Origin of the sequence: Devosia elaeis (assembly GCF_001650025.1) — a bacterium.
GTDB classification, from domain to species: domain Bacteria; phylum Pseudomonadota; class Alphaproteobacteria; order Rhizobiales; family Devosiaceae; genus Devosia; species Devosia elaeis.
The window spans coordinates 98,127-113,090 of record NZ_LVVY01000068.1 but is presented as its reverse complement, the minus strand read 5'-3'; the positions used below and the strand labels follow the sequence as shown (position 1 = coordinate 113,090).

General features: G+C 61.7%; 25 protein-coding genes. 2 read left to right on the top strand and 23 right to left on the bottom strand.

What is annotated here, in order from left to right; all coding sequences use genetic code 11:
• The first annotated feature begins 343 nt into the window (after positions 1 to 343).
• A complete protein-coding gene (locus A3840_RS06025; protein ID WP_067453391.1) occupies positions 344 to 1,525 on the top strand; it encodes a type III PLP-dependent enzyme domain-containing protein in 1,182 nt (393 codons plus the stop codon).
• Between the two features lie 173 nt (positions 1,526 to 1,698).
• Positions 1,699 to 2,253 (top strand): P-loop NTPase family protein, encoded by a 555-nt coding sequence (locus A3840_RS06020; RefSeq protein WP_067453388.1) that lies wholly within the window; start codon positions 1,699 to 1,701, stop codon positions 2,251 to 2,253.
• 535 nt (positions 2,254 to 2,788) lie between these two features.
• On the opposite strand, the gene rplQ is transcribed toward A3840_RS06020, so the two are convergent.
• From rplQ to rplB, 23 genes are all read right to left on the bottom strand, one after another.
• Complete coding sequence (rplQ, locus tag A3840_RS06015; protein ID WP_067453385.1) at positions 2,789 to 3,211, bottom strand: 50S ribosomal protein L17; 423 nt, start codon at positions 3,209 to 3,211, stop codon at positions 2,789 to 2,791.
• Between the two features lie 31 nt (positions 3,212 to 3,242).
• On the bottom strand, positions 3,243 to 4,262 hold the full coding sequence (locus A3840_RS06010) for a DNA-directed RNA polymerase subunit alpha (protein WP_067453383.1): 1,020 nt from the start codon (positions 4,260 to 4,262) through the stop codon (positions 3,243 to 3,245).
• A gap of 101 nt (positions 4,263 to 4,363) precedes the next feature.
• Positions 4,364 to 4,756 carry a 30S ribosomal protein S11 gene (gene rpsK, locus A3840_RS06005; protein ID WP_046104437.1) on the bottom strand — a complete coding sequence of 131 codons (393 nt, stop codon included), beginning with the start codon at positions 4,754 to 4,756 and terminating at the stop codon, positions 4,364 to 4,366.
• A 129-nt stretch (positions 4,757 to 4,885) separates the two neighbouring features.
• A complete protein-coding gene (gene rpsM, locus A3840_RS06000) occupies positions 4,886 to 5,254 on the bottom strand; it encodes a 30S ribosomal protein S13 (protein ID WP_067453380.1) in 369 nt (122 codons plus the stop codon).
• 175 nt (positions 5,255 to 5,429) lie between these two features.
• Positions 5,430 to 5,999, bottom strand: coding sequence for an adenylate kinase (locus A3840_RS05995; protein ID WP_067453377.1), 570 nt, complete (start codon positions 5,997 to 5,999; stop codon positions 5,430 to 5,432).
• Positions 5,996 to 7,333, bottom strand: a complete 1,338-nt coding sequence (gene secY, locus A3840_RS05990; protein ID WP_067453373.1) for a preprotein translocase subunit SecY — start codon at positions 7,331 to 7,333, stop codon at positions 5,996 to 5,998. The genes A3840_RS05995 and secY overlap by 4 nt, the downstream gene beginning before the upstream one ends.
• Before the next feature lie 238 nt (positions 7,334 to 7,571).
• Positions 7,572 to 8,072: a 50S ribosomal protein L15 gene (gene rplO / locus A3840_RS05985; RefSeq protein ID WP_067453369.1), complete on the bottom strand. Its 501-nt coding sequence runs from the start codon at positions 8,070 to 8,072 to the stop codon at positions 7,572 to 7,574.
• 13 nt (positions 8,073 to 8,085) lie between these two features.
• Entirely contained in the window at positions 8,086 to 8,274 is a 189-nt protein-coding gene (gene rpmD / locus A3840_RS05980) for a 50S ribosomal protein L30 (protein ID WP_067453366.1), read from the bottom strand.
• Positions 8,275 to 8,296: 22 nt separating this feature from the next.
• Positions 8,297 to 8,830 (bottom strand): 30S ribosomal protein S5, encoded by a 534-nt coding sequence (gene rpsE / locus A3840_RS05975; protein WP_046104443.1) that lies wholly within the window; start codon positions 8,828 to 8,830, stop codon positions 8,297 to 8,299.
• Positions 8,831 to 8,849: 19 nt separating this feature from the next.
• Positions 8,850 to 9,212 carry a 50S ribosomal protein L18 gene (gene rplR, locus A3840_RS05970; RefSeq protein WP_067453363.1) on the bottom strand — a complete coding sequence of 121 codons (363 nt, stop codon included), beginning with the start codon at positions 9,210 to 9,212 and terminating at the stop codon, positions 8,850 to 8,852.
• 12 nt (positions 9,213 to 9,224) lie between these two features.
• Entirely contained in the window at positions 9,225 to 9,758 is a 534-nt protein-coding gene (gene rplF / locus A3840_RS05965; protein ID WP_067453362.1) for a 50S ribosomal protein L6, read from the bottom strand.
• 36 nt (positions 9,759 to 9,794) lie between these two features.
• Positions 9,795 to 10,193 (bottom strand): 30S ribosomal protein S8, encoded by a 399-nt coding sequence (gene rpsH, locus A3840_RS05960; RefSeq protein WP_067453359.1) that lies wholly within the window; start codon positions 10,191 to 10,193, stop codon positions 9,795 to 9,797.
• Positions 10,194 to 10,205: 12 nt separating this feature from the next.
• Positions 10,206 to 10,511 (bottom strand): 30S ribosomal protein S14, encoded by a 306-nt coding sequence (gene rpsN / locus A3840_RS05955; protein ID WP_067453355.1) that lies wholly within the window; start codon positions 10,509 to 10,511, stop codon positions 10,206 to 10,208.
• A 30-nt stretch (positions 10,512 to 10,541) separates the two neighbouring features.
• Positions 10,542 to 11,099, bottom strand: a complete 558-nt coding sequence (rplE, locus tag A3840_RS05950) for a 50S ribosomal protein L5 (RefSeq protein WP_067453352.1) — start codon at positions 11,097 to 11,099, stop codon at positions 10,542 to 10,544.
• Positions 11,092 to 11,403, bottom strand: coding sequence for a 50S ribosomal protein L24 (gene rplX / locus A3840_RS05945; RefSeq protein ID WP_067453349.1), 312 nt, complete (start codon positions 11,401 to 11,403; stop codon positions 11,092 to 11,094). The genes rplE and rplX overlap by 8 nt, the downstream gene beginning before the upstream one ends.
• Positions 11,403 to 11,771: a 50S ribosomal protein L14 gene (gene rplN / locus A3840_RS05940; RefSeq protein ID WP_067453346.1), complete on the bottom strand. Its 369-nt coding sequence runs from the start codon at positions 11,769 to 11,771 to the stop codon at positions 11,403 to 11,405. Before rplN ends, rplX begins: the two co-directional genes overlap by 1 nt.
• Positions 11,772 to 11,835: 64 nt before the next feature.
• Entirely contained in the window at positions 11,836 to 12,069 is a 234-nt protein-coding gene (gene rpsQ / locus A3840_RS05935; protein WP_067453343.1) for a 30S ribosomal protein S17, read from the bottom strand.
• An 11-nt stretch (positions 12,070 to 12,080) separates the two neighbouring features.
• Positions 12,081 to 12,275, bottom strand: coding sequence for a 50S ribosomal protein L29 (gene rpmC, locus A3840_RS05930; protein WP_067453340.1), 195 nt, complete (start codon positions 12,273 to 12,275; stop codon positions 12,081 to 12,083).
• 11 nt (positions 12,276 to 12,286) lie between these two features.
• Positions 12,287 to 12,700: a 50S ribosomal protein L16 gene (rplP, locus tag A3840_RS05925; protein WP_067453337.1), complete on the bottom strand. Its 414-nt coding sequence runs from the start codon at positions 12,698 to 12,700 to the stop codon at positions 12,287 to 12,289.
• 15 nt (positions 12,701 to 12,715) lie between these two features.
• Positions 12,716 to 13,453 carry a 30S ribosomal protein S3 gene (gene rpsC / locus A3840_RS05920; protein ID WP_067453334.1) on the bottom strand — a complete coding sequence of 246 codons (738 nt, stop codon included), beginning with the start codon at positions 13,451 to 13,453 and terminating at the stop codon, positions 12,716 to 12,718.
• Positions 13,453 to 13,833: a 50S ribosomal protein L22 gene (gene rplV / locus A3840_RS05915; RefSeq protein WP_067453330.1), complete on the bottom strand. Its 381-nt coding sequence runs from the start codon at positions 13,831 to 13,833 to the stop codon at positions 13,453 to 13,455. Before rplV ends, rpsC begins: the two co-directional genes overlap by 1 nt.
• 3 nt (positions 13,834 to 13,836) lie before the next feature.
• Positions 13,837 to 14,115, bottom strand: coding sequence for a 30S ribosomal protein S19 (gene rpsS, locus A3840_RS05910; protein WP_067453327.1), 279 nt, complete (start codon positions 14,113 to 14,115; stop codon positions 13,837 to 13,839).
• Between the two features lie 3 nt (positions 14,116 to 14,118).
• Positions 14,119 to 14,958, bottom strand: coding sequence for a 50S ribosomal protein L2 (gene rplB / locus A3840_RS05905; RefSeq protein WP_067453324.1), 840 nt, complete (start codon positions 14,956 to 14,958; stop codon positions 14,119 to 14,121).
• Between the last annotated feature and the right edge of the window lie 6 nt (positions 14,959 to 14,964).

The window sequence follows — 14,964 nt, the reverse complement described above, 5'->3', positions numbered from 1 at the left end:
GGCGGGGGCGAGCCGTTAAAGGGGGACAGAGCCAAGGCGCCACCCATGGCGAGAGCGACAAGGGCGACGGTTGAAAATACCAGCGTTCGCAACGACATGGCCAAACCTTCGGAATCAATTTCTCGGCCGGAAATCCCATTTCCGGCACAGGGACGAAAGCGCCCGGATTCTGTCACCAAAATGACGTTTCCGCATTGTTGGTATTGGACCCAAATAAACGTTTGCGCGAGGGGTCACACGGCCCTATATGCAGCGCTCACTTCAATGCGCTTTCCAACCGGAACCCCCGAAACGCATAGGAGTTTCCCGCGTTCCCCCCAGCCCCTGAAAGGCCTGTTGTCCAATGACCGACGAGCCGAGAATTGTCCACGCCAACACTTCCGCGCTGATCGCCGCCGAAGCGCCGGACTATCCCTCCTTCCTGTTTTCGGAAAAGGAGTTCAGGAGGGCGATCAAGGTCTTCAAAAAGGGCTTTGACGGGCTGCTGACCTATGCGGTGAAGTGCAATCCCTCCCCCCATATCATCTCCCAATTGCATGCCGAGGGGCTGAAGGCCTTCGACGTGGCATCGAACGTGGAGATGGAACTGGTGCGCGACTACGCGCCCGGCGCGGTGATGCACTACAACAACCCCATCAAGAACAAGCGCGAGATCGAGCGCGCCTATGAGGAATTCGGGGTCCGCAGCTTCACCATCGACCATCCCCAGCAGCTCGACCAGCTGGCCGCGGTGGTGTCGCCCAGCCGCGATGTCGAGGTGACGACCCGCTTCAAGGCCGGCAAGGCGCTCAAGAGCTACGATTTCGGCATCAAGTTCGGCGTGATGGAGCAATCCGCCGCCGAAATCGTCACCGCCGTCGAGAAAATGGGCTATACGCCCAGCCTCTGCTTCCATGTCGGCAGCCAGTGCGAAGACGCCTATGCCTATGAGCGCCATATCGCGGCGGCGGCGCGCATCGTCGAGGAAGCCGGGATCGAGCTCAAGCGCCTCAATATCGGCGGCGGCTATCCGGCCCCCTACCCGACCAGCGTTGCCCCGCCGATGGATTATTATTTCGAGACCATCGCCAAGGCCGTCGAGGACCATTTCGGCAAGAACAAGCCCGAGCTGATCATCGAGCCCGGCCGGGCGCTGGTGACCTCCTCCACCTCGCTGCTGCTGCGCGTAAAGCATCAGCGCGGCGGCCAGTCGGTCTATGTCAATGACGGGGCCTATGGCGCGCTGATGGAAGTGAAGTTCATGCACTTCACCCCGCCCGTGCGGGTGTGGCGCGGTCCGCGCCTCCATGACAACAATGGCGAATTCAGCGAATTCACCCTCTGGGGCCCGACCTGCGACAGCTATGACGTGCTGCCCCAGGTCTTCACCCTGCCCGCCGATATCGACGAGGACGACTGGATCGAGTTCGGCCTGATGGGCGCCTATACGCAGGCCTCGCTGACCCCGTTCAACGGCTTCGTCCGCCGCGACCAATATTGGGTGGACGAGGTCTACACGGGCAAGGACATGGCGCCGGCGGAGTGAGGTTGGGCTGCTCCCTCGCGGGTAGGCATACTGGACCACCGGGACAAGCCCGGTGGTGACGTCTATTGGAACAGCGAGCCGATCATTGGCTTGATCGTTTCGCCCAGATATCAGAACCTTCGTCATTGCCGGGCTTGTCCCGGCAATCCATTTTTCTGAGCCCCGACAACTCCATGTCCGATTTCCCGCCCCTCGCCGATCTCGGCCGCCGCATCATGATCATGGGGCCGACCAATGCCGGGAAATCGACGCTGGCCGTGGCGCTGGCGCAGCGGCTGGGCGTTCCGGCTTTTCACGTCGACCGGTTCCGCCACCTGCCCGGCACCGATTGGCAGCAACGGCCGACAGCCGAATTCCACGCCCTGCATGACGCCGCCATCCTCGAGCCCGAATGGGTGATGGACGGCAATTATTCCGAAGTGCTGCCGCAACGCATCGCGCGCGCCACCGGCATCATCGTGGTCGATGACAACCTGCTGCGACGCTATTGGCGCTATTTCCGCCGCACGACCAATGGCGCCCGGGCCGGCGCGCTCGACGGCAACAGGGATTCCATCAAATGGGAAATGATCCACTGGCTCTGGCACACGCGGCACGCCTCTGAGCGCTCCCGGCAGAAGGCCCGGGAGACCGGGCTGCCGCTCGTGTTCACGCATGACCAGCGGGAGCTCGACGCGCTCTATGCAGCCTGGGGACTCTCGCGCCCCGGCAGCAGGTCACGCCTTTAGCCGGACCGCGCTGCCACGTCCGGTTTTCATCACGGTAACGAACGGCCATTGGCCCTGTCGAAACATAAGAGAACGAACCAATGGCCGTTCGTCACGAAACCGGATTTTCCCACGGGTCCGGATTCAGGCGGTACCGTTATTGCAGGTCCGGCTGCCGAGCTTCTACCCGCGTGAAGAGGCGCCCCCCTTCCCGGCCTCCCCGCCCGGCCCTGCGTCGGGGCCGCGTGTGTGACGGGGATGGGAGGAGAATAAGGGCGGCGTTGCGGGCGGGGATAAGTTCTAATCTTCTCTTCCGCGCTGCGAAGGCGGAACGCGCTCCAGGGCGTTTTTGCTATCGAGCTGAAATGGCAACGCATCTCACCATCGTCACCACCGGGCTTGTCCCGGTGGTCCATGCGGTCCCGAGATGGATTGCCGGGACAAGCCCGGCAATGACGGCCAGTTTGAGTTCAGTCGATAGTCGAATGCTTTGGCGCACAAAAAAACGGCCCCGGAAAACCGGGGCCGCTTCATGTTCAAAACCGGAAGCCTGGGCTTATGCCGCTTCGGCTTCGTCGTCCTGGGTGAAGGTCGGGCCGGAATCCTGGCCCTTGGCATCGACGTCGCGATCGACGAATTCGATCACGGCCAGCGGGGCATTGTCGCCATAGCGGAAGCCGGCCTTGAGGATGCGCAGGTAGCCGCCATTGCGCTCCTTGTAGCGCGGGCCGAGAACGGCGAAGAGCTTGGCCACCTGGGCCTCGTCGCGGATCTGCGCGATGGCCTGGCGACGGGCATGCAGGTCGCCGCGCTTGCCCAGGGTGATGAGCTTCTCGACGATCGGACGCAGGTCCTTGGCCTTGGGAAGCGTGGTGACGATCTGTTCGTGCTTGATCAGCGCGGCGGACATGTTGGCAAACATGGCCTTGCGGTGGGATGCGGTCCGGCTGAACTTGCGGCCTCGATTAGCGTGGCGCATGGGTTTCTCCTAAAATCTTGGCAGCGCCGGATCAGTAATGATCTTCGTAGCGCTTGGCGAGGTCATCGATATTCTCGGGCGGCCAGTTGTTGACGTCCATTCCGAGATGAAGCCCCATCTGTGCCAGGACTTCCTTGATTTCATTGAGCGACTTGCGGCCGAAGTTCGGCGTCCGCAGCATCTCGGCTTCCGTCTTCTGGATGAGGTCGCCGATATAGACGATGTTGTCATTCTTGAGGCAGTTCGCCGAACGCACCGAAAGCTCGAGCTCGTCGACCTTCTTGAGCAGCGCCGGGTTGAAGGCCAGCTCGGGAACCGAATCCTGGGCCTTTTCCTTGGTGGGCTCTTCGAAATTGACGAAGACGGAGAGCTGGTCCTGGAGAATGCGCGCGGCAAAGGCCACGGCATCTTCGGGCGACAGCGCGCCATTGGTCTCGACGCTGAGGGTCAGCTTGTCCTTGTCGAGGCTTTCGCCCGCACGGGTCGCATCGACCTTGTAGCTCACGCGGCGCACCGGCGAGAACAGCGCATCGACCGGGATGTAACCGATCGGGGCGTCCTCGGGACGGTTCTTCTCGGCCGGAACATAGCCCTTGCCGGAATTGACAGTGAACTCGATATTGATCTCGGCGCCATCGTCGAGATGGCAAATGACCAGTTCGGGGTTCAGCACTTCGATATCGCCGGAGACCTTGATGTCACCGGCGGTAACGGCACCCGGGCCCTGCTTGGAGAGGGTCAGGCGCTTCGGGCCTTCGCCACCCATCTTCAGGGCGATTTCCTTGACGTTCAGCACCAGGTCGGTGATGTCCTCGCGCACGCCGGGAAGCGAGGAGAATTCGTGCAGAATGCCGTCGATCTGGATTGCGGTCACTGCCGCGCCCTGAAGCGACGACAGCAGCACGCGACGCAGGGCATTGCCCAGGGTAAGCCCGTAACCGCGCTCAAGCGGCTCGGCAACAACCGAGGCCACGCGCGCGTTGTCGCTGCCCGAAACAATGTCCAGTTTGGTCGGCTTGATCAGTTCCTGCCAGTTCCTCTGGATCGTCACGGTATTGTCCTTTCAAAATCGCGGCCATGAAGGCCGCACCGCCGCAAACACAATAGGACTCCCGGCCCATCCAATCGGCCGGGAGCATATTAATGGTCTTGTTAGACGCGGCGCCGCTTGCGCGGACGGCAGCCATTATGCGGGATCGAGGTCACGTCACGGATAGAGGTAACGTTGAAGCCGGCGGCCTGGAGGGCGCGCAGGGCAGATTCACGGCCCGAACCGGGACCGCGCACTTCGACCTCGAGGGTCTTCATGCCGTGCTCCTGCGCCTTCTTGGCGGCATCTTCGGCCGCGACCTGCGCGGCATAAGGGGTCGACTTACGCGAGCCCTTGAAACCCATCACGCCCGAGGACGACCACGAAATCGTGTTGCCCTGCATGTCCGCGATGGTGATCATGGTGTTGTTGAAGGAGGCGTTCACATGTGCGACGCCGGAAGTGATATTCTTGCGCTCCTTGCGGCGGACGCGCGCGACTTCAGTCTTAGCCATTATTATCCTCTGGGATATCGGCGCTGCCGTAATGCCAGCAGCTCCACCTGGAAGTGAGTAGTGAATGAGCGAGTAGCGAATAGAAACAAAACCCTATTCGCTACCCGCCAATCGCTATTCGCTTCAAACTTACTTCTTCTTGCCGGCGATCGGCTTGGCCGGACCCTTGCGGGTGCGGGCATTGGTGTGGGTGCGCTGACCGCGGACCGGCAGGCCACGGCGGTGACGCAGGCCACGATAATTGCCAAGGTCCATCAGGCGCTTGATATTCATCGCCACGTTGCGGCGCAGATCGCCCTCCACGACATAGTCGCGGTCGATGGCCTCACGGATCTGGATGACTTCGGCGTCGGTCAGTTCATTGACGCGACGCTCGGCCGGAATACCGACCTTGGTCGTGATATCGGTGGCGAACTTTTCGCCGATCCCGTGAATATATTGCAGCGCGATCACCACGCGCTTATTCGTCGGGATATTGACGCCAGCAATACGAGCCACGTCTGCTCTCCTTCATTCAACACGCGCCATCCCGGCGGGTGCCTTTAAACAACAAGGGACCGGATTTCGACCCCCAACTAAGGGAAAACCGAATCCAGCCCAATAATCCATGAGACTGGTGCGGTTCTTTAAGGACAAGACCGGCCAGAGTCAACAGCCCCTGCCCGGCCCCGAATTATCTGCCGAGCGCCGATTTGATCGCGGCAGTAACCTCTTCGACCGGCGCCATGCCGTCCACGGCCTTCAACAGGCCCCGTTCGGTGTAATAGGCGACCAGCGGCGCGGTCTGTTCGGAATAGACACCGAGGCGCTTGCGCAGCACTTCCTCGTTGTCGTCCGCACGGGCCCCACCCGATTCCTTGGCGCGATTGATAACACGCTTTACCAGTTCGTCAGCCTCGGCCTTGATCTCGATGACGGCATCGAGGGCAATGCCCTTGTCTGCCAGCATCTGGTCCAGGGCCTCCGCCTGGGCAATGGTGCGCGGGAAACCATCGAGGATGAAGCCCGGCTTGCAATCTTCGGCGTCGAGCCGCTCGGAGACGATGCCGTTGACGATGGCGTCGGACACGAGGTCGCCGCGATCGACAATAGCCTTGGCCTCAAGGCCGAGCGGCGTCTGGGCCGCAATGGCGGAGCGCAGGATATCGCCGGTGGAGAGCTGGGGAATGCCATAGGCCTCCACCAGAATCTTCGCCTGTGTACCCTTGCCCGCCCCCGGCGGTCCCAACAGGATCAACCTCATCGACGCTTGCCTCCTCCAAGACGGGACTTCTTCAACAGCCCTTCATATTGCTGGGCCACCAGATGGCTCTGGATCTGCGTGATCGTATCCAGCGTCACGGTCACCATGATCAGCAGCGAGGTACCGCCGATGAACTGGCTCACCGCCAACTGGCTGAACATGACTTCCGGGATCAGCGCCACCACCGTGAGGTAGACGGCACCGACCACGGTGATGCGGGTCAGCACGTAATCGATATGCTGCGCCGTCCGCTCGCCCGGACGAATGCCCGGAATGAAGCCGCCGGAGCGCTTGAGATTGTCCGCCGTCTCGGTCGGGTTGAACACGATGGCCGTATAGAAGAAGGCGAAGAAGATGATGAAGAAGGCAAACAGCGCCAGATAAAGCGGCTGCCCACGCCCCAGCAGGGCGGTCACCGTCGTCAGCCAGGCCGGAGCGTCGCCCTGGGCCGCGAACGAAGCGATCGTGGCCGGCAGCAGCAGCAGCGAGGAGCCGAAGATCACCGGGATCACGCCCGAGGTGTTGAGCTTCAGCGGCAGGTGCGAGGTGTCGCCCTGGAACATCTTGTTGCCCACCTGGCGCTTCGGATACTGGATCAGCAGCCGGCGCTGGGCGCGTTCGAAGAAGACGATGACGGCGATCACCACCAGGGCCAGGACCAGCATGCCGAGGCCGGCAAAGCCCGGGATGGCGCCGGTACGGGCCAGTTCCAGGGTCTGCGCCACGGTCGAGGGCAGGTTCGCCACGATACCGGCGAAGATGATGAGCGAGATGCCGTTACCCACGCCGCGCGCGGTGATCTGCTCGCCCAGCCACATCAGGAACATGGTGCCGCCGACCAGGGTGATGACGGTCGAGATACGGAAGAACCAGCCCGGATTGAGCACGACGCCCTGGCTGCCCTCGAGACCCACGGCAATGCCATAGGCCTGGATGGCGCAGAACAGCACCGCCAGGTAGCGGGTATATTGGTTCATCTTGCGACGGCCGGCCTCACCCTCCTTCTTGAGGGCCTCCAGGCGCGGCGACGCGGTGGACACCACCTGCACTACGATGGACGCGGTGATGTAGGGAATGAGGTTGAGGGCAAAGATCGCCATGCGCTCGACGGCACCGCCGGCGAACATGTTGAACATGCCGATAATGCCCTGCTGGCTCTGTTCGAACGTGGCGCGGAACGCATCCGGATCGATGCCCGGCAGCGGGATATAGGTGCCCAGACGATAAACAAGCAGCGCGCCCAGTGTGAACCAGATGCGCTGCTGCAGGGCTTTCGCCTTCGAGAAGGTCGAGAAAGAAAGATTACGTGCGAGCTGTTCGGCTGCGGACGCCATATAAATCGCTCCTATGGCCCAGAGCGGCGATCGTTCTGACGAACACAGATGCCGCCCTGGTCATTTGTTTCCGCATCGCCTGACGCGGAAAACCGGTTCCCACTTTTCCGCGCGATGCTCTAAATGCCAGGTGCGCTCGGAGCGCATGGAGAGGCATATATGGGATATGTCCCCGCCAGACGCAACAAACCACAAGAGCGCACCCGGCATCGATCGCCGCGTGCGCCCTGCCGAGTGATTACTCGGCGCGCGGGGCCTTCTTCCAGGTCTCCTTGACCGGGATGAGGTCGAGCTTGCCGCCGGCCGCCTCGATGGCAGCAGCAGCGCCCTTGGTGGCGTAATCGACCTTGAAGGTGACCTTCTTGGCCGAGAAGCCTTCGGAGCCGATCAGGCGCACGCCGTCCTTGGGACGACGGATGACGCCGGCAGCCACGAGAGCCGCGGAATCAACGACGCCCTTGGCATCGAGCTTGCCGCTGTCGATATAGGCCTGGATGCGGTCGATGCGGACTTCGTTGAAATCCTTCGGATTCCAGGCATTGAAGCCGCGCTTCGGCATACGCATGTGAAGGGGCATCTGGCCGCCTTCGAAGCCGTTGATGGCGACACCGGCGCGGGCCGTCTGGCCCTTGCCGCCGCGGCCACCGGTCTTGCCGACACCCGAGCCGATACCACGGCCGATGCGGACGCGGACCTTGTTGGCGCCGGGATTGTCGCGAAGTTCGTTCAAACGGGTCATGTTCGTAACTTCCTTACTCGCCGACGACGCGGACGAGATGCGGGATCTTGTTGATCATGCCGCGCACTTCGGGCGTATCAACCAGCTCACGCTGCTTGTTCATCTTGTTGAGCCCGAGCCCGATCAGGGTCGCGCGCTGGCTCTTCTCACGGCGGATCGGCGAACCGACCTGCTGGACGACGATGGTCTTGGCTTTAGCCATTGTACTTCTCCGCGCCTCTCAATCAGGCTTCGACAGCAGCCTCGCCGCGGCGAGCCTGAAGTTCGGAAACCTTGAGCCCGCGACGGGAAGCCACCGAACGGGGGCTGTCAACGCGCTTGAGCGCATCGAACGTGGCGCGAACCATGTTGTAGGGATTGGCAGTGCCCTGCGACTTGGCAACGATGTCGTTGATGCCAAGCGTTTCGAACACAGCGCGCATCGGACCACCGGCGATGATACCGGTACCCGGAACGGCGGCACGCAGGATGACCTTGCCGGCGCCGTGGCGGCCGGTAACGTCGTGGTGCAGCGTACGGGCATCCCGCAGCGGAACGCGGATCATCTGGCGCTTGGCCTGCTCGGTGGCCTTGCGGATAGCCTCGGGAACTTCACGGGCCTTGCCGTGACCGAAACCGACGCGACCCTTCTGGTCACCGACGACGACGAGCGCCGCAAAACCGAAGCGACGGCCGCCCTTCACAACCTTGGCCACACGATTGATGTGGACCAGGCGATCGACGAACTCGCTTTCGCGCTCTTGAACGTCTCTGCTCATTTTATCTCTTCCTCGCCGGTTAGAACTGCAGACCGCCCTCACGGGCAGCGTCTGCAAGGGCCTTAACACGGCCGTGATAGATGTAGGCGCCGCGATCGAAAATGACTTCGCCAACCCCGGCCTTCACGCCGCGTTCGGCGATCAGCTTGCCAATCGTGGCAGCGGCCTCGGAGGTCGCGCCATTCTTGAGCGAGGACTTGATGTCCTTTTCCAGGGTCGAGGCAGCGGCCAGCGTACGGCCGGTGCTGTCGTCGATGATCTGGGCGTAGATATTCTTGTCCGAACGGAAAACCGACAGACGCGGACGACCAAAGGCACGAGCCTTGAGCGCCTTGCGGACACGGGCCTTGCGGCGATCCGCACCTTTTGCAGAAATTGCCATTTCCGGCGCTCCTTACTTCTTCTTGCCTTCTTTGCGGAAGACCTGCTCGTTGGCGTAACGCACGCCCTTGCCCTTATAGGGCTCAGGGGGACGCCAACCGCGGATCTCGGCCGCAACCTGGCCAACCTGCTGCTTGTCGATGCCGGTGACGACGATTTCCGTCGGTGCCGGAACGGCCAGGGTGATCCCCTGGGGAGCCGCATAGATCACTTCGTGGCTGAAACCCAGCGAGAGCTTCACATCCTTGCCCTGCATGGCGGCGCGATAACCGACGCCCTGGATGGCGAGCTTCTTCTCGAAGCCGGCGCTCACCCCGGTGACCATGTTCTGGATCAGCGCGCGGGTGGTGCCCCAGGCAGCGCGAGCCTCACGGGTGTCGTTGGCGGGGGTGATGACGATGCCATCCGAACCCTGCTCCACATTGACGATATCCATGAGCTGCAGGCTCAGTTCGCCCTTCGGGCCCTTGGCGGACACGGTACGACCGTTGATCGTGACCGTAACGCCGTTTACCGGGGCCACCGGTTTCTTGCCAGTACGTGACATAATGCTTCCTTGAGTAATCGTCTTGCCACGCCTTCCTTAGAAGACGCGGCAGAGTACCTCGCCACCCACATTGGCGGCCTTGGCTTCGTGGTCGGCCATCACACCCTTGGGGGTGGACAGAATCGACACGCCGAGGCCGTTGGCAACCTGGGGGATGTTCTTTACCGACGCGTAAACGCGGCGGCCGGGACGGGACACGCGCTCGATGGTGCGGATCACGCCTTCATTGTCCGAATACTTCAGTTCGATTTCGTATTCGGCGGCACCGTTCTCGAACTTCGTCTCCGAATAGCCGCGGATGAAACCCTCGGACTGGAGCACGTCCAGCACGCGACCGCGCAGGGTCGAGGCCGGAGTCGAAACGGAAGTCTTGCGACGCTGCTGCGCGTTGCGGATGCGGGTCAGCATATCGCCGATGGGATCGGAAAAGCTCATTTGATGTTCTCCTTACCAGCTCGACTTCACCAGACCCGGGATCTGACCCAGGTTGCCCAGCTGACGCAGGGCGATACGGCTCATCTTGAGCTTGCGATAGTAACCACGCGGACGACCCGACACTTCGCAGCGATTGCGAATGCGGACCTTGGCCGAGTTGCGCGGCAGTTCAGCCAGCTTGAGGCTGGCCTTGAAACGCTCCTCGATGGGAGTGTCCTGGTTCTTCACGGTCGCCTTCAGCGCAGCGCGCTTGTCGGCGTACTGCTTGGCCAGAGCGGCGCGCTTCTTGTTCTTTTCGATGGAGCTGGTCTTTGCCATGTCCTGATCCTTTATCCCTTCCCTGCCCGCTTACTGGCGGAACGGGAAGTTGAATGCCTTGAGAAGCGCGCGGGCCTCGTCATCATTCTTGGCCGTCGTGGCAACCACGATGTCCATGCCCCAGACCTGATCGATCTGATCGTAGTTGATCTCGGGGAAAATGATGTGTTCCTTGATGCCGAAGGCGTAGTTGCCACGGCCGTCAAAGGCGTTCGGGTTGAGGCCGCGGAAGTCGCGGACGCGCGGCAGGGCGATGTTCACCAGGCGGTCCAGGAATTCGTACATGCGCGTCTTGCGCAGCGTGACCTTCACGCCGAGCGGCATGCCTTCACGGACCTTGAAGCCGGCGATCGACTTGCGGGCATGGGTGATGACCGGCTTCTGACCGGCAATCAGCTCCAGCTGATCGGCAGCCGACTTCACCTTCTTGGTGTCGTTGACGGCTTCGCCGACGCCCATGTTCAGGACGATCTTGTCAAGGCGCGGCAGCTCCATGACGTTCTTGTAGGCGAACTGCTCGCGCAGGGCGGCCTTGATGTTGTTTTCGTACTCGGTCCGGAGACGCGGAACGTAAGCGGTCTCAGCCATCGATCTGATCTCCGGTGGTCTTGGCGACGCGGGTCTTCACGCCGTCCTTGATCTGGAAACCGACGCGCGTGGGCTTGCCCTTGGCATCGGCGACCGCCAGGTTCGACAGGTGGATCGGCGCTTCCTTGGTGAAGATGCCGGAATCGGTCGAGGCAGTCTGCTTCTGGTGACGACGGACCAGGTTGATGCCCTGGACGATCGCGCGGGTTTCGGACGGAATGACAGACAGGACCTGACCGGTCTTGCCCTTGTCCTTGCCGGCCAGGACGACCACTTTGTCGCCCTTCTTAATCTTGGCGGCCATTACAGCACCTCAGGAGCGAGCGAAATGATCTTCATGTGGTTCTTGGCGCGGAGCTCGCGCGGAACCGGTCCGAAGATACGGGTGCCGATCGGTTCCTTCTGATTGTTCAGAAGAACGGCGGCGTTCTTGTCGAAACGGATGACGGTGCCGTCGGGACGGCGGATGTCGGTTGCGGTGCGAACCACCACGGCCTTCATCACCTGGCCCTTCTTGACGCGGCCGCGCGGAATAGCGTCCTTGACCGAAACGACGATAACGTCGCCGACCGAGGCGTATTTGCGGTGCGAACCGCCCAGCACCTTGATGCACATGACTCGCTTGGCGCCGGAATTATCGGCGACGTCGAGATTGGACTGCATCTGGATCATGACTGGATGCCTTCTAAGTTATCGGCAGCACCGTCACCCGGCGCGCCGACCTGAATTGTTTCTCTTACGCGGACGGAACAAGCGCCCAGCGCTTATTCTTGCTGATCGGCGCAGTTTCCTCGATCCACACGGTCTCTCCGACCTTGGCCACGTTGTTTTCGTCGTGGGCGTGGTACTTCTTGGAACGACGCACGGTCTTCTTCAGAAGCGGATGGGTGAAACGGCGCTCGACACGAACCACGATGGTCTTGTCATTGGCGTCGGAGACGACAGTCCCCTGCAAAACGCGCTTTGGCATGGATCTATTCCTTACTTAGCTGCGTTCTTTTCGGTCAGGATCGTCTTGATCCGCGCGATATCGCGGCGGACTTCCTTGACCCGGGCCGGCTTTTCCAGCTGCTGGGTAGCACGCTGGAAACGCAGGTTGAACTGTTCTTTCTTCAGGTCGACGAGCTGATCTTTCAGTTCGTCTGCGGTCTTGGCCCGCACATCACTGGCTTTCATGCTCGTGTTCCTTAGTCGGCAATACGCGTGACAATACGCGTGGTGATCGGCAACTTCATCGCACCGAGGCGAAGCGCCTCCTTTGCAATGTCTTCGGGCACACCGTCAATCTCAAAAACGATGCGACCCGGCTTTACGCGCGCGGCCCAGTATTCCACGGAGCCCTTACCCTTACCCATACGGACTTCGGTCGGCTTCTTGGAGACCGGCACATCCGGGAAAATCCGGATCCAGACGCGGCCCTGGCGCTTCATCTCGCGAGTGATCGCGCGACGGGCAGCTTCGATCTGGCGGGCAGTGACGCGTTCCGGCTCGGTGGCCTTAAGAGCGTACTGGCCGAATGCCAGGTCGGTACCACCCTTGGCCAGGCCATGGATGCGGCCCTTGTGAGCCTTGCGGAACTTAGTTCTCTTCGGTTGCAGCATAATGAACTAACCTTCTTATGCGCGTTCGCGGTCGCGGTCGCCGCGCTCACGGCGCGGTTCGCGTTCGCTACGCTGACCGCCTTCGCCACCTTCGGTAGCGCGACGCTCATGAGCCGACGGATCATGCTCAAGGACTTCGCCCTTGAAGATCCACACCTTGATACCGATGATGCCGTAAGTGGTTTCGGCTTCGGCGGTACCATAGTCGATATCGGCACGCAGGGTGTGCAGCGGGACGCGACCTTCGCGGTACCATTCGGTACGGGCGATATCGGCACCACCGAGACGACCACCAACATTCACGCGGATGCCGCCGGCGCCCATACGGATCGCGGTCTGCACGGCGCGCTTCATGGCACGGCGGAAGGCAACGCGGCGTTCCAGCTGCTGGGCGATGCCCTGGGCAACCAGCGTCGCGTCGGTCTCGGGCTTGCGCACTTCAACGATGTTGATGTGCACTTCGCTGTCGGTGAACTTCTTCACCTTGGCGCGGATCTTGTCGATGTCGGCGCCCTTCTTGCCGATCACGATGCCCGGACGAGCAGTGTGGATCGACACGCGGCACTTGCGGTGCGGACGCTCGATGACGATCTTGGACACCGCGGCGGCCTTGAGATCTTCCAGAAGAGCCGTACGGATCTTCAGGTCTTCCTGCAGCAGGGTACCGTATTCGCCCTTGTTGGCGAACCAGCGGCTGTCCCAGGTGCGGTTGATGCCGAGGCGGAAGCCGATCGGATTGATTTTCTGGCCCATTATGCGGCCTCCTCAACTTGCCGGACGACGATCGTCAGATGCGAGAACGGCTTCTCGATGCGCGACGAACGGCCGCGACCGCGAGCGGTGAAACGCTTCATGACGAGCGAATTGCCCACATAGGCTTCGGCAACGACGAGGGCGTCGGTGTCCAGGCCATGGTTGTTTTCGGCATTGGCGATGGCGCTCTCGAGCACCTTCTTCACCTGGCCGGAGATGCGCTTGTGGCTGAACTCGAGATCGGCCAGGGCCCGCTCGACCTTCTTGCCACGGATCAACTGCGCGACGAGGTTCAGCTTCTGAGGGCTGATGCGCAGCATGCGCAGCACAGCCTTTGCCTCGTTATCCTTGAGAGCGCGCTCAGTCTTTGGCTTGCTCATCTCTTACTTCCTCTTGGCCTTCTTGTCGGCCGCGTGCCCGTAATAGGTACGGGTCGGAGCGAACTCACCGAACTTGTGGCCGATCATTTCCTCGGTGACGGACACCGGGATATGCTTCTGGCCGTTATGCACGCCGAACGTGATGCCGACGAACTGCGGCAGGATGGTCGAGCGACGGGACCAGATCTTGACCACGTCGTTGCGGCCAGAGGACTGGGCCTTCTCGGCCTTCTTGAGCAGATAGCCGTCGACGAACGGCCCCTTCCAAATCGAACGGGTCATGTCTTACCTGCCCTTCTTCACGTGACGGCTGCGAACGATAAACTGGTCCGTAGCCTTGTTGCTGCGCGTACGCTTGCCCTTGGTGGGCTTGCCCCACGGGGTCACCGGATGACGGCCACCCGACGTACGGCCTTCACCACCACCATGCGGGTGATCGACCGGGTTCATGGTCACGCCGCGGTTGACCGGCTTGCGGCCGAGCCAGCGATTGCGACCGGCCTTGCCGAGCGAGGTGTTGGAGTGGTCCTGGTTGGACACGGCACCAACAGTGGCCAGGCACGAGCCGTGCACGCGGCGCTGCTCACCCGAATTGAGGCGCAGAATGGCCCAACCCTGGTCGCGGCCCACATATTGAGCATAGGCACCGGCCGAACGGGCGACCTGGCCGCCCTTGCGGGGCTTCAGCTCGATATTGTGCACGATGGTGCCGACGGGCATGCGCTCCAGCGGCATGGCATTGCCCGGCTTCACGTCGGCGCCGTTCATCGAGGAGATGACCTTGTCGCCGGCTGCCAGACGCTGCGGAGCCACGATATAGGCAAGCTCGCCGTCTTCGTACTTGATCAGAGCGATCCAGGCGGTGCGGTTCGGATCGTATTCGAGACGCTCAACGGTCCCGACCACGTCGAACTTCACGCGCTTGAAGTCGATCATGCGGTAGCTGCGCTTGTGACCACCACCGCGATGGAACGCGGTGATGCGGCCACGATTGTTACGGCCACCGGATTTGCTGAGGCCTTCGGTCAAAGCCTTGACCGGGGCGCCCTTCCACAGTTCCGAACGATCGGTCGTGATCAGGGTACGACGGCCTTCGGAGGTGGGATTGTAAGTCTTTAGAGCCATTTGTCT

Bases quoted from the DNA above. Each gene is read 5' to 3' on its own strand.
- A3840_RS06025 (WP_067453391.1), top strand. From the start codon at position 344: ATGACCGACGAGCCGAGAATTGTCCACGCCAACACTTCCGCGCTGATC.
- A3840_RS06020 (WP_067453388.1), top strand. From the start codon at position 1,699: ATGTCCGATTTCCCGCCCCTCGCCGATCTCGGCCGCCGCATCATGATC.
- rplQ (WP_067453385.1), bottom strand. From the start codon at position 3,211: ATGCGCCACGCTAATCGAGGCCGCAAGTTCAGCCGGACCGCATCCCAC.
- rpsK (WP_046104437.1), bottom strand. From the start codon at position 4,756: ATGGCTAAGACTGAAGTCGCGCGCGTCCGCCGCAAGGAGCGCAAGAAT.
- A3840_RS05995 (WP_067453377.1), bottom strand. From the start codon at position 5,999: ATGAGGTTGATCCTGTTGGGACCGCCGGGGGCGGGCAAGGGTACACAG.
- secY (WP_067453373.1), bottom strand. From the start codon at position 7,333: ATGGCGTCCGCAGCCGAACAGCTCGCACGTAATCTTTCTTTCTCGACC.
- rplO (WP_067453369.1), bottom strand. From the start codon at position 8,072: ATGACCCGTTTGAACGAACTTCGCGACAATCCCGGCGCCAACAAGGTC.
- rpmD (WP_067453366.1), bottom strand. From the start codon at position 8,274: ATGGCTAAAGCCAAGACCATCGTCGTCCAGCAGGTCGGTTCGCCGATC.
- rpsE (WP_046104443.1), bottom strand. From the start codon at position 8,830: ATGAGCAGAGACGTTCAAGAGCGCGAAAGCGAGTTCGTCGATCGCCTG.
- rplR (WP_067453363.1), bottom strand. From the start codon at position 9,212: ATGGCAATTTCTGCAAAAGGTGCGGATCGCCGCAAGGCCCGTGTCCGC.
- rplF (WP_067453362.1), bottom strand. From the start codon at position 9,758: ATGTCACGTACTGGCAAGAAACCGGTGGCCCCGGTAAACGGCGTTACG.
- rpsH (WP_067453359.1), bottom strand. From the start codon at position 10,193: ATGAGCTTTTCCGATCCCATCGGCGATATGCTGACCCGCATCCGCAAC.
- rpsN (WP_067453355.1), bottom strand. From the start codon at position 10,511: ATGGCAAAGACCAGCTCCATCGAAAAGAACAAGAAGCGCGCCGCTCTG.
- rplE (WP_067453352.1), bottom strand. From the start codon at position 11,099: ATGGCTGAGACCGCTTACGTTCCGCGTCTCCGGACCGAGTACGAAAAC.
- rplX (WP_067453349.1), bottom strand. From the start codon at position 11,403: ATGGCCGCCAAGATTAAGAAGGGCGACAAAGTGGTCGTCCTGGCCGGC.
- rplN (WP_067453346.1), bottom strand. From the start codon at position 11,771: ATGATCCAGATGCAGTCCAATCTCGACGTCGCCGATAATTCCGGCGCC.
- rpsQ (WP_067453343.1), bottom strand. From the start codon at position 12,069: ATGCCAAAGCGCGTTTTGCAGGGGACTGTCGTCTCCGACGCCAATGAC.
- rpmC (WP_067453340.1), bottom strand. From the start codon at position 12,275: ATGAAAGCCAGTGATGTGCGGGCCAAGACCGCAGACGAACTGAAAGAT.
- rplP (WP_067453337.1), bottom strand. From the start codon at position 12,700: ATGCTGCAACCGAAGAGAACTAAGTTCCGCAAGGCTCACAAGGGCCGC.
- rpsC (WP_067453334.1), bottom strand. From the start codon at position 13,453: ATGGGCCAGAAAATCAATCCGATCGGCTTCCGCCTCGGCATCAACCGC.
- rplV (WP_067453330.1), bottom strand. From the start codon at position 13,833: ATGAGCAAGCCAAAGACTGAGCGCGCTCTCAAGGATAACGAGGCAAAG.
- rpsS (WP_067453327.1), bottom strand. From the start codon at position 14,115: ATGACCCGTTCGATTTGGAAGGGGCCGTTCGTCGACGGCTATCTGCTC.
- rplB (WP_067453324.1), bottom strand. From the start codon at position 14,958: ATGGCTCTAAAGACTTACAATCCCACCTCCGAAGGCCGTCGTACCCTG.